Source organism: Dactylosporangium maewongense, from assembly GCF_039531485.1.
Classification (GTDB): Bacteria; Actinomycetota; Actinomycetes; order Mycobacteriales; family Micromonosporaceae; genus Dactylosporangium; species Dactylosporangium maewongense.
The window spans coordinates 1-12,012 of sequence record NZ_BAAAQD010000030.1 but is presented as its reverse complement, the minus strand read 5'-3'; the positions used below and the strand labels follow the sequence as shown (position 1 = coordinate 12,012).

Annotated in this window: 9 protein-coding genes and 1 riboswitch; of the genes, 6 read left to right on the top strand and 3 right to left on the bottom strand. The window is 73.1% G+C overall.

From position 1 onward, the window contains the following. Positions 1-45 precede the first annotated feature (45 nt). Positions 46-188, top strand: a riboswitch (cyclic di-AMP (ydaO/yuaA leader). 187 nt (positions 189-375) lie between these two features. Then, positions 376-1,080, top strand: coding sequence for a hypothetical protein (locus tag ABD332_RS48490; RefSeq protein WP_344511877.1), 705 nt, complete (start codon positions 376-378; stop codon positions 1,078-1,080). Positions 1,081-1,189: 109 nt separating this feature from the next. Here ABD332_RS48490 and ABD332_RS48485 read toward each other — a convergent pair whose 3' ends face one another. Beyond that, positions 1,190-2,386: a polyprenyl synthetase family protein gene (locus ABD332_RS48485; RefSeq protein ID WP_344511876.1), complete on the bottom strand. Its 1,197-nt coding sequence runs from the start codon at positions 2,384-2,386 to the stop codon at positions 1,190-1,192. A 154-nt stretch (positions 2,387-2,540) separates the two neighbouring features. Further along, complete coding sequence (locus tag ABD332_RS48480; RefSeq protein ID WP_344511875.1) at positions 2,541-3,530, bottom strand: SanA/YdcF family protein; 990 nt, start codon at positions 3,528-3,530, stop codon at positions 2,541-2,543. 183 nt (positions 3,531-3,713) lie between these two features. Here ABD332_RS48480 and dnaG point away from each other — a divergent pair, with 183 nt between their 5' ends. Both dnaG and ABD332_RS48470 read left to right on the top strand, forming a co-directional pair. Next, on the top strand, positions 3,714-5,564 hold the full coding sequence (gene dnaG / locus ABD332_RS48475; RefSeq protein ID WP_344511874.1) for a DNA primase: 1,851 nt from the start codon (positions 3,714-3,716) through the stop codon (positions 5,562-5,564). A gap of 289 nt (positions 5,565-5,853) precedes the next feature. Next, on the top strand, positions 5,854-6,387 hold the full coding sequence (locus ABD332_RS48470) for a hypothetical protein (RefSeq protein ID WP_344511873.1): 534 nt from the start codon (positions 5,854-5,856) through the stop codon (positions 6,385-6,387). 739 nt (positions 6,388-7,126) lie between these two features. Here ABD332_RS48470 and mptB read toward each other — a convergent pair. Then, complete coding sequence (mptB, locus tag ABD332_RS48465) at positions 7,127-8,740, bottom strand: polyprenol phosphomannose-dependent alpha 1,6 mannosyltransferase MptB (RefSeq protein ID WP_344511872.1); 1,614 nt, start codon at positions 8,738-8,740, stop codon at positions 7,127-7,129. A gap of 78 nt (positions 8,741-8,818) precedes the next feature. On the opposite strand from mptB, the gene ABD332_RS48460 reads away from it, so the two are divergent. From ABD332_RS48460 to ABD332_RS48450, 3 genes are read left to right on the top strand one after another with little or no spacing between them, the layout of a single operon-like run. Beyond that, entirely contained in the window at positions 8,819-9,751 is a 933-nt protein-coding gene (locus ABD332_RS48460) for an ABC transporter ATP-binding protein (RefSeq protein WP_344511871.1), read from the top strand. After that, positions 9,751-10,518, top strand: coding sequence for an ABC transporter permease (locus ABD332_RS48455; protein WP_344511869.1), 768 nt, complete (start codon positions 9,751-9,753; stop codon positions 10,516-10,518). The genes ABD332_RS48460 and ABD332_RS48455 overlap by 1 nt, the downstream gene beginning before the upstream one ends. Next, positions 10,518-11,336, top strand: coding sequence for an ABC transporter permease (locus ABD332_RS48450; RefSeq protein WP_344511867.1), 819 nt, complete (start codon positions 10,518-10,520; stop codon positions 11,334-11,336). Before ABD332_RS48455 ends, ABD332_RS48450 begins: the two co-directional genes overlap by 1 nt. Positions 11,337-12,012: the final 676 nt, after the last annotated feature.

Genomic DNA, 12,012 nt, shown 5'->3' with positions numbered 1-12,012 from the left:
GTCGTTGAGTCCGCTCCGGTCGACCTGCACCGCATCGGTGCTGCCGGGCGGGCGCCGTCGAGTCGCGATCTTCGCGAGCCGGGGACCCATGCGCGTCCTCTGGGGTGTATCCGCGGCCTGGCCGCGGTAGGGCGAAACTTCCCGCCCGAACCCGTCAGCTAACCCGGTAGGCGGCACCGGAAGGAGTCTGCGTCGATGCCGGCCGCCCGCGCGCCCTCGTAACACCTCACCACTGGTTCCCCCCTTCCAGCATGCCGTCCTCAGGCGGCGTGCCGATGCCGCATGTCTTCTGCCTGCCAACGAAGGAAAACATCAGTAGTGAAGCCCATATTGAAGGTGTTGCCACGCCAGTTCCACCCGCGACATCGCCGACTGGTGCCCGTGCTCGGCGCCAGGGCCGGCACCGTCTCGGTCGCCGTCCTGTCCGCCACGCTGCTGGGCACCCTGCCGGCTGACTCGCCGGCGTCGATGTTCACCGGCCCCGCGTATGCCGAGTCCGCGGCCGCCTGGTCCTGGCCGTCGCCGTCGTCCCTGTCCGCTTCGGGGCCGTCGTCCGCGCCCTCCGCCGACGCGGCGCCGGCGCCCGCGACGGGGCCCCTGGCCGTCGCGGTGCCCGCCGCGCCCGTGCCGCCGGCGCCGCCGGTCGTCAAGCCCGTCGCCGGCCTCGACCAGCGGCAGATGGACAACGCCGCGATCATCGTCAAGCAGGGCCGGGCGCAGGGCATGCCCGACCGGGCCCTGGTCGTGGCGATCGCGACGGCGATGCAGGAGAGCGACCTGTACAACGTCGCCAGCTCCGCCGTGCCCGCGTCCCTCGGGCTGCCGCACGACGGCACCTCGACCGACCACGACTCGGTCGGGCTCTTCCAGCAGCGGGCCAGCCAGGGCTGGGGCACCGTCGCCGAGCTGATGAACCCCGCCCACTCCGCGATGCTCTTCTACAACGCCCTCAACCGGGTCGAGGGCTGGCAGCGGATGAGCGTGACCGCCGCGGCCCAGGCGGTGCAGCGGTCGGCGTTCCCCGGCGCGTACCAGAAGCACGCCACCCGCGCGGAGCAGGTGGTCGCCGCCCTCTCCTGACGCTCACCCGCACCCGGCCGGCGCGCCTTCTCGGGTCGCGCCGGTCAGGCGCCGGGTTCATGGGCCGCCGGTCAGGCGCGGGTTTGTGGATCGCCGGCGGGGGTGTTGGTCAGGCCGGGTGGCGGGTCGCCCAGCGGGCCAGGGCGACGAGCTCGGCGACCGCGGCCGGCTCGGGGATCGCCAGGTCGAGGGCGACCAGGGCCTGCGCGAGGAGGTCGTCGGCCTGCTGGGCGCACCAGGAGCGGGCGCCGGAGCGTTCGACGACCTTCGCGGCGCGCTCCAGGTCGGCCTCGCTGAGGCGGGTCTCGCGGTGCAGCAGGTCGGCCAGCTCGTCGGCGCCCGCGGCGAGGGCGGCGGCGACCGGCAGCGAGCGGCGGCGGCCGCGCAGGTCGGCGAACGCCGGGCGGCCCGTCACGGCCGGGTCGCCCCAGATGCCCTGCAGGTCCTCGGCGAACCGGACGGCCAGCCCGAGCCGCACCCCGAACAGCCGCAGCTGCTCGACCCGTGCCGGGTCGCCGCCGCCGGCGAGCGCGCCGAGGGCGCACGCGCAGCCGAAGAGGGCGCCGCTGCGCTGCTCGACCGCGGAGATGCACGTGCGGAGCAGGTCGTTGCCGGAGCGGTGCCGGGGCAGCACGGGGTCCAGGGCCGTGCTGAGGTCGGTGTGTTGGCCGTGCAGGAGCTGCTGGACGGTGTCGCCGAGGATGCGGACGCCGGCCCGGTCGACGGATGCCGCCCCGGACTGCCGCCGCGCGTCGGCGCACGGGTCGGGGGTGCCGTGCTGCTCGGTGAACCTGTCCCGGGTCGCCCGGTCCTGCCGCACCGGCTCCCTGGAGGGCGCGGACGGCGCGGTGTCGGGCGTGGCGCGGCTGGCCTGGCGCAGCGGGCGTGGCACGCGTCTGGTCGGGTCGCCGGTCGCCGCCACGTCGAACGCGAGCGCCAGCATGGCCTGCCCGCCCAGCGTCGCCGGGTGCGGCCCCACCACGCTCCAGGCGGTCGGCCGGTGCAGGCGGGTCAGGTCGCCGTCGAACAGGTCCCGTTGCAGCCCCGACCAGTGGTGCACCAGCTCCACCGCGACGGCGCCCGCCACCGCGTCGTGCGGGTCACCACCGACGGCGCCCGCGCAGACGAGTGTCAGTGCGGCGCGCGTACGGGCGGCGGGCGGATCCTCGTCGAGCCCGCCGAGCTGCAGCTCGGCCACCTCGCGCGACGGCTCCGGGAGGCGCCCGACGGCGGTGCGCAGCGGCGGCCCGACCAGCAGCTCCGCCCATGCGAGGACGTCGTCGACGGTGCGCAGCACGGTGACCATCAGCCGGAAACCCCCGGACGCGGGATCATCACCGGTAACGCACCACCCATCGGGCCAGGCATGGACAAGCGCCGATCTGATGTCGGCGCCGTGGACGGGTCAAGTATGCCGCCGGTGCCTGCCGGACGTGCCCAAAACCACGATGGTGGGCGGGTCAGCGCATCGCCTGCAGCAGGGATGGATCCGGTGGTGACACGACTGCGGCCTGTCGGTGCCGGAGGGCCTCCCAGGCGGCCTTCGGCCCGGCCGCGACGTCCCTGGCCGTGTTGTACCAGATCGTCACCTGCTGGCATCCCTCGCAGAGGGCGGGCACCCCGTACGCGTCGACGCCCAGCCGCCGGCACAGCGTCACCGCACGGTGCAGGTGCAGCTCCTGGCTGACGAGTATGGCCTTCGTCACGCCGTACACGTCGCGGGCACGGCGGCACGTGTCATAGGTGTCGAGTCCGTGCGGGTCGACGACCATCCTGGCCGGATCGACGCCCTTGCCCGCCAGGTAGTCGCGCATCACCCGGACCTCATCTCCGGATCCGCCCTGCGCGTCACCGGAGATGAGCAGCGCCTTCACCTTGCCGGACGTGAGCAGCTGCGCGGCGACGTCGAGCCGCCCCTTGAGGAACGGCATCGGCTCCTGCCCGCCCGGCGCGACCTGGGCCCCGAACACGATCGCGACGCCCGCCTCCGGGGCCGTCGAGGCGGGACCGATACGGCCGAGGGAGGCCGCCCGTACCCACACGGTCGGTGACAACACGAGGACGGTGGCCGCGACGGTCCCCGTGAGGACGACCCTGAGCAGGATCCGGCGGCGCCGCTCCAGCCGGGTCTCGCGGCCGGCGGGGAGCGACTGCTTGTCGCGCGCCGCCCACCTGGCCCGCTCGACCTCGAACAGGAACCACGGCGGCACCGTGCCGTGCGTGCGCAGCGTCTCGCGCTCGTCGTCGTCGAGGTAGCCGGTGACGTGGTCGACGGCGAGCGAATACGCCGCCATCCGCGCCGACCCGCGCCTCTGGGACCGCAGCACCGCCCACGCGCCCAGCGTGGCGATCGTCAGCAGCCAGCCCCACGGCCCCAGCCGCCGACTGCGCCGCCGCAGCTGGTCCTGTACGGCCAGCCAGGCGACCCGCTCGTCCCGCAGTTTCGGCATGGCGGCCAGCATCGCACGGTGATGTGCGCCCATGGTGCCCGTGTGGTGTTGGCCGTGTGAAGCCGTGGCTGTGTGGTTTTGTCCGGGCGAGGCCGTGGCCGGTGTGGTGTTGCACGGGTGAGGTCGTAAATTGTCGTAGGCGCGAGGCAGGATGTAGGCCTCGGGTTGGGGAGGTGGCGTCGGGTGGCCGGCAAGATCAAGGACGAGGACATCGCCTTGGTACGGGAGCGCACCGCGATCGCGGATGTGATCTCCGAGCACGTGACGCTGAAGTCGGCCGGGGGCGGCAACCTGAAAGGGCTCTGCCCGTTCCACGACGAGAAGACCGCCTCGTTCAACGTCTCGCCCGCGCGCAACGTGTATTTCTGCCACGGCTGCGGCGCCGGCGGCGACGCCATCAAGTTCCTGATGGACCACGACCACCTGACGTTCGTCGAATCGGTCGAGCGGCTCGCCGGCCGCGCCGGCCTGCAGCTGCAGTATGTCGAGGCGGGCAGCGCGCCGGTCCGCCAGACGGGCCAGAAGCAGCGGCTCATCGCCGCGCACGCCGAGGCGGCCCGCTTCTATGCCGAGCAGCTCGGCTCGCCCGGCGCCCGGCTGGCCCGCGAGTTCCTCGCGCAGCGCGGCTTCGGCCGCGAGGAGGCGGAGCGCTATGGCTGCGGCTTCGCGCCCGAGGGCTGGGACCCGCTGAGCAAGCACCTGCGGCTGAAGGGTTTCTCCGCGCAGGAGCTGATCACCGCCGGGCTGTCGAAGGAGGCCCGCTCGGGCAGCCTCATCGACCGGTTCCGCCGCCGCCTGCTGTGGCCGATCAAGGACATCTCCGGCGACGTGATCGGCTTCGGCGCGCGGAAGCTGTTCGACGACGACGACGGCCCGAAGTACCTGAACACGCCCGAGACCCCGCTCTACAAGAAGTCCCACGTCCTGTATGGGGTGGACCAGGCCAAGCGCGAGATCGCCAAGCAGAGCAAGGTGGTCATCGTCGAGGGCTACACCGACGTGATGGCCTGCCACCTGTCCGACGTGCCCGTGGCGGTCGCCACGTGCGGCACCGCGTTCGGCGCCGACCACATCGCGGTCCTGCGCCGCCTGCTGCTGGACGCCGACGGCTACGGCGGCGAGATCATCTTCACCTTCGACGGTGACGCCGCCGGGCAGAAGGCCGCGCTGCGCGCCTTCGAGGACGACCAGCGGTTCGTCGCGCAGACGTTCATCGCCGTCGGCCCCAACGGCATGGACCCGTGCGAGCTGCGCATGGCGAAGGGCCCCGTCGCCGTCCGCGACCTCGTCGCCGACCGCCAGCCGCTGCTCGACTTCGCCCTCCGCTCCGTCATCCAGCGCTTCGACCTCGACACCGCCGAGGGCCGCGTCGGCGCCCTCAAGGCCACCGCCCCGCTGGTCGCGAAGATCAAGGACCGCACCCTGCGCCCCGAGTACGCCCGCAAGCTCGCCGGCGACCTGGGCATGGAGCTGGAGACGGTCCAGCGCGCCGTCGGCGCCGCCGCGAAGGGCGTCGTCGAGCCCCCACCCGCCGCCTCCACCCGCAAGATCCTCGCGCCGGACAGCGCCGAGGCCCTTGTCGAGCGCGAGGCGCTGAAGCTCGCCCTCCAGCAGCCCGCCCTCGCCGGCCCCATGTTCGACGTCATCGGCGCCGACATCTACGCCCACCCCACCTACACGGCGCTGCGCGCCGCGATCGCCGACGCCGGCGGCGCCTCGTCCGCGACCGGCGGGGCCGTCTGGATCGAGCGGGTCCGCGAGGCGTGCCCCGACCCGGCCGCCGCGGCCCTCGTCACCGAGCTGGCCGTCGAGCCGCTCCGCCTCGACGGCGAGCCCGACCCCCGCTATGTCGAGGCCACGATCGTCCGGCTGCAGCTGCCCGCCCTCAACCGCCGGATCGCCGACCTCAAGTCCAAGCAGCAGCGCATCAACCCGGTCACCCACGCCGACGAGTACCTGCGCCTCTTCAGCGAGCTCGTCTCCCTGGAGCAGCACGCGAGGGCGCTGCGCGACCGCAGTGCCAGCCGCTGGTGACCGTGCGCGTGCTGGGCGGGTGTCCCGGAGCCCCTGGCCGCTCCGGCGTTCGTGGCCGTTCTGGCGCTCGTGGCCGCTTCGGCGCAGGCGGGCGGTCGCCGCTGGTGGTCGGTGCGGTGTCGGCTTGCGACGGGTTTGTGGTGGCCGGCTCGGGGTCGGCTCGCGGCGGGGGTCCGGTGGTCGGCGGCGGGTTGCCGGCGGTGGTGCGTGGCCGGTTCGTGGTGGGTAGCAGGTCGGTGGGGTGCGGCCGGGGTCTGGTCCTGCGGTCGTCCGACAGAAGGAGAGCGTCGTGTTCGGCTTCCTGAAGAAGCGCCGGCTGCCGCCCGCGCAGCGGCCCGCCCTCGCCGCCGACGAGCGCGTCGTGTCGTGGGCGGGCGCGACCGGCGACACGGTGGTCGTCGTCACCAACCTCGGCCTCTGGCTCCCCGGCGCGGGCGAGCGGCTCGGCTGGCACGAGATCCACAAGGCCACGTGGTCGGGCCGGCAGCTGGCCCTCATCGCCGCCCGGGAGCTGCCCGTCGACGGCCCTGGTGGGTACGTCGTCATGGAGGACCTGACGCCGCTGGTCATCACGCTGCTCGACCCCGACAGGGTGCCTGATCAGGTCCGCACCCGGGTCAACAAGTCCATCGCGCACACCTCGCACCACCCGCTCACCACCGGCTTCGGCGTCCGCGTCGTCGCCCGCCGCGTCAGCGGCGTCGACGGCCTGCGCTGGACCGTCCGCTACGACGAAGGCGTCGACCCCACCGCCCCTGCCGTCACCGAACAGACCGCCGCCCTGGTCGCCGCCGCCCGCCAGTCGATCGGCACCCCTGCCTGACCCCACCCACCTGCCCCCGACGGCGCCCGCGCCCGCAACGTTTCGCCCCGGCCGGCCCTTCGGGTGGACGGTCCGCCACCCAGCACCCGACCCGAACCCCGGCCCGTTGTCGCCGATACCACCGGGCAGCTCACAACGTGGGTCGCCCGCGCCGCTGAACGGTTGGGAGAGTCCTCTGGTCCGCTGACGGCGGTGCCGCTGAGCCGCCCGCGACGTGGGGTGGTTGCCACGCTGGCTGGTCGGAGTGGCAGGTCGGGAGCCTGGTCTGCTGATGGTGGGATGCTGCATGGGCGGCTCGCTATGTGGGGTGGTTGCCGCGCTGGCTGGTCGGTCGGGAGCCTGGTCCGCCGACGGTGGGGTGCCGTTTGGGCGGCTCGCGACGTGGGATGGTTGCCGCGCTGGCTGGTCGGTCGGTCGGTCGGGAGCCTGGTCCGCCGACGGTGGAGTGCCATTTTGGCGGCTCGCGACGAGGGGCGGTTGCCACGCTGTGTGGGCGGTCGGGAGCTTGGTCCGCCGACGGTGGGGTGCCATCTGGGTGGCTCGCGAAGGGGGGCGGTTGCCACGCTGTGTGGGCGGTCGGGAGCTTGGTCCGCCGACGGTGGGGTGCCATCTGGGTGGCTCGCGACGGGGGCGGTTGCCACGCTGTGTGGGCGGTCGGGAGCCTGGTCCGCTGAGGGTGGGAGTGTCGCTTGGGCGGACTGCGGTGAGGGGTGGCTGCGGTGCTGGCTGGTTGGGTCGGTCAGTCGGTGGCCGGCCCGCTGACGGCGGGTGTGCCCTGGGTCGAGTGTGCGGTAGGCGGGGGCGCGGATCGGCGACGGCGGCGGACCAGGTGGACGGCGGCGGCCGTGACGAGCGCGACGTCCAGGAACGCCCCGGGCACCTTCGTCTTCGTCGCCAGCCCCAGGCTGTCGGGCAGCGTCAGCAGCGGCAACCCGGCCGCGGCGACCAGCACGACCGTGCGCAGCCGGCCGGTGAGCGTCGTGCCCGCGAGCAGGGCGATGCCGGCGATCGCGTACCAGGCGTAGAACACCGGGCCGAGCACCGCGGCCGCGAGCATGCCGCACCCCGCCGCGGTCAGCACCACGTCCTGCGCCCGCCGCCCCGTCGCGCCGCCGTCAGCCGCGCCGCCGGTCACGCCGTCAGCCGCGTCGCCGCCGGTCACGCCGCCCGTCGCGCTGCTGGCCGTCGCGCGGTCGGCCGTGGCATCGCGGCCTGTGGTGACGCTGCCCCCTGGCTCGGGGCCCGTCGCGCTGCCGCTGTTGATCGGTGCGCCGCCGGGGTGGGCGGCGCGTTTGAGCGAGGCCAAGGTGGTCGCGGTCCGCCACCACAGCCCCAGCAGGATCACCGCCAACGCTAGCAGTCCCACGGCCCGCGCGACCGCCACCGCCGTCGCGAACGACTCTGGGTGACCGAGCAAGCGCAGCACGTAACCCACGGCCATGCCCACGCCGGTGGGGATGGAGAGCCACTGGACCATGGTGCTGGTCGAGCCGAGGGCGTGCAGGAAGCCGAGGCCGTGGCCGGTGAGCACCGCGAGGAGGGCGTAGGTCGCTCCGATCGTCACGCCGAAGGTGAGGGTGCTCGTCCAGCGGGCTCTGGTCGTACCGGCGAAAAACACCAACAGGAGGGCGAACGGCACGGCGCCGAGCGCGGTGACCTTGACGGCGACGGCGAGGCCGAAGGCGAGCCCGGACGCGGCGGCCGCCGCGAAGCCGGGCCGTCTCGCGGCGACGAAACCGGCCAGGACCAGGCCTGCGAGGACGACGTCGTTGTGAGCGCCGGACACGACGTGGACGAGGACGAGCGGGCTGGCGGCGAGCAGTGCGTTGCCGCGGGAGAGGCGGTGCACGGCGGCGACGCACAGCACCAGGCCGAGCACGGCGGCGAGGCGCAGCAACAGCACGGCGGCGGGCAGGCTGCCGTGCGCGAGCCAGGCCGCGGCGCCCTCCACGGCGATCCACAGTGGACCGTAGGGCGTGGGGGTCTCGCGCCACAGCTCGGGCACGTCGGACAGCCACGTGCAGGGCAGTGCGGCGGGCCCCACCTCGTAGAGGTCGGAGCCGGCGTCGAAGAGCTGGCCCTGGCAGGCGTACGCGTAAATGTCGTGGCTGCCCAGCGGCGGCGCGACCAGCAGCGGGACGCTCCAGAGCGCGGCGGTGACCAGCAGGCCGCGCTGGTCGGTCGCGTCGCGCAGCGTCCACCAGGCGCGGATCAGCATCGCGAGGGCGACGAACCACACGATCACACCGAGCAGCCACGCCCCGTCGCGCGGCACCGGCTTGCCGGCCAGGAAACCGCTGGTGGCGAGGAGGACGGAAGCGGCCAGCCCGAGCCAGCGCGGGTTGACGCTCACCAGCACATGGTGCCAACCGGCCGTCGCCGGCGGCAAATCGGACCGATTTTTGTCAGACCCCCGGGTTAGTGTCGCCACGTGGCTGATGACGGAGCGCTGATCGCGGCGACCGGGCTGGTGAAACAGTTCGGTGCCTTCACCGCGGTCGGCGGGATCGACGTGCGGGTGCGGGCGGGGGAGGCGTTCGGGTTCCTCGGGCCCAACGGGGCGGGCAAGTCCTCCACGATGCGCATGATCGGCTGCGTGTCGCGACCGACCGGCGGCTCGCTGCGGATCCTGGGCATGGACGCGGCGCGGGACGGTTCGGCGATCCGGGCGCGGCTCGGGGTGTGCCCGCAGCAGGACTCGCTCGACCTCGAGCTGACCGTGCTGGAAAACCTGACGGTGTATGCGCGGTATTTCAACATCCCGCGCCGGGTCGCGCGGGCGCGGGCGATGGAGCTGCTGGAGTTCGTGCAGCTGGCGGACCGCGCCGGCGACAAGGTCGAGCCGCTGTCGGGCGGCATGAAGCGCCGCCTGACGATCGCGCGGGCCCTGGTCAACGAGCCCGAGATCGTGCTGCTCGACGAGCCGACCACCGGCCTCGACCCGCAGGCGCGGCACCTGGTGTGGGAGCGGCTGTTCCGGCTCAAGCAGCGCGGCGTCACGCTGGTGCTCACCACGCACTACATGGACGAGGCGGAGCAGCTGTGCGACCGCCTGGTCGTCATGGACGGCGGCCGGATCGTCGCGGAGGGCTCGCCGCGCGAGCTGATCGAGCGGCACTCGACGCGGGAGGTGCTCGAGGTGCGGTTCGGCAACGAGCCGCTCGACGGGTTGGCCGGCAAGCTGGAGGGCATCGGTGAGCGCACCGAGGTGCTGCCCGACCGCATCCTGGTCTACACCGGCGACGGCGACGCGGCCGCCGCGCAGGTCCACGCGCGGGGGCTGACGCCGTCGAGCGTGCTGGTCCGGCGCGGGTCGCTCGAAGACGTGTTCCTGCAGCTCACCGGCCGGACGCTGGTGGACTGATGGCACACCGCACCGCCCTGGCGCTCGAATACCACCTGGTGTCCTACAAACGCACCTGGCGGGCGAGCGTGTTCAGCTCGTTCGCGCTGCCGGCGATGTTTCTGGTCGCGATGGGGATCACCGTCGGGCACTACATCGACGAGCGGTCGACGTCGATCGGCGTGCCGTACCTGGACTATCTCGGGCCCGGGCTGCTCGCCTCGACCGCCCTGCAGGTCGCGGTCGCCGACTCGACGTGGCCGGTGTTCGGCGGGTTCAACTGGACACGGGTCTACCACGCGATGCGGGCGTCGCCGCTCACGGTGGGTGACGTGCTGCGGGGGCATCTGGCGTTCGTCACGCTGCGGGTCGCGCTGTCGAGCATCGGGTTCCTGGTGGTGCTGGCGCTGTTCGGCGCGCTGCACTCGTGGTGGGCGCTCACGACCCCGCTGGTCTCCATGCTGCTGGGCGTGGCGTGCGCGGCGCCGTGCTTCGCGTTCGCGGCGCGGACCGAGACCGATGGGGCGTTCGCGGTGCTGTTCCGCGTGGCGGTGGTGCCCATGACGCTCTTCGCCGGCGTGTTCTTCCCCGTGGAGAGCCTGCCTGTGGCGGCTCGGCTGCTGGCGTACGTGTCGCCGCTGTGGCACGGCGTGGAGCTTTCCCGGGCCGCGACGCTCGGCACCACGACCGCCTGGGGGATGCCGGCCCATGTCGCGGTCCTGGCGGTGTGGTGCGCGGTGGGCTATGTGCTGGCGGTGCGTTCGTTCACCCGGAAGCTGGGCGACTGATGGTCACGACACTGATCTTCCCGCGGGCGATGTCCCGTCTCGACCACCGCGCCTCCGGGGCCCTCTCCGTCACCGCGCGTAACCTCGCGGCGGCCCGACATGCGGCGTACTGGTGGGTGCTGCTGTCCGGTTTCGTCGAGCCGCTGCTGTACCTGCTGTCGATCGGCGTCGGCGTCGGGCGGCTCGTCGGGGACATCGCGCTGCCCGACGGCCGGCTCGTGACCTATGCGCAGTTCGTCGCGCCGGCGATGCTGGCCGCCTCCGCGATGAACGGGGCGCTCGCGGAGACCACCATGAACTTCTACGGCAAGCTCAAGTTCATGCGCATCTATGATGCGACGCTCGCCACCCCGATCACGCCCATGCAGGTCTCCGTCGGCGAGCTCGTCTGGGCGATGTGCCGCGGCGGCATGTATTCCGCCGTCTTCCTCCTGGTCATGGCGGCGCTGGACCTCACCACGTGGGGGTGGGCGCTGGTGGCCTTACCCGTGACGCTGCTGGTGGGGTTCGCGTTCGGGGCGCTCGGGATGGGGCTGTCGACGCTGCTGCGCTCCTGGCAGGACTTCGACTACATCAACGTGACCCAGTTCGGGCTGTTCCTGTTCAGCGGCACGTTCTCCCCACCGTCGGACTTCCCCGCGCCGCTGCAGGTCCTGATCGAGCTGACGCCGCTGTATCACGGCGTCGCCCTGCTCCGGGCGATCACGACGGGCTCGCCGGACTGGACGCTGCTGTGGCACGTGGCGTACCTGGCCGCGCTGGCCGCGGTCGGCCTGACGATGGCCAGCCGCCGGATGGGCACCCTGCTGCTGAAGTGAGCGACCCGCGTCGTCCAGCCGGCTGACGGCTCCGCCTTGGTGGGAGTTTGCCCGCCGCCGCTGAGGCATGGCAGCGGGGCATCGGGGCCTTCGGGCTGTCTGGCTCCACGCTGTGCGGCTCTATGCTGTGCGACTTCGGGCGGTGTGGTTGCGGATGGTGTGGCCTTCGGGCGGCGCGGCTTGGGTGGTGCAGTTTCCGGGTCGGGCCGAGCTGGGTGGGGCTGGACCGTGCTCCGGGCTCGGGTCTGTCGCGGGGTCCTGGCCGAGCCGGGCCGGGTAGGGCTGGGCCGCGCTTCGAGCTCGGGTCTGTCGCGGGGTCCTGGCCGAGCCGCCGTGGTGCTGTCGATGCCGGATGTTGCAACGGCCGTGACCGTCGGCATCCGGATGGACCGGCGGCGCTGAGCAGGCCCACGGCCATGACCGTCCTTCGATCAAGCGCTCAAGACCGGCGACCGCGCCGCCGCGATGTGCACCGGACCGCATGATCCAAGGACGGATCTGGCGGTGTGGGCGGCCAGGGTTGTCCTTCGATCAAGCGCCCGGGACCAGTGAGCTTCCCCCGCTTTGATGGAGCGGTGGTTACCTGCCTCCGGTCGGGGCAGGGGTGAGGTTGTCTGGCCCGGTGTGGGTCTGCCAGGCGGTCTCGTATTCGTCGGGGCTGCGGTAGCCGAGGTCG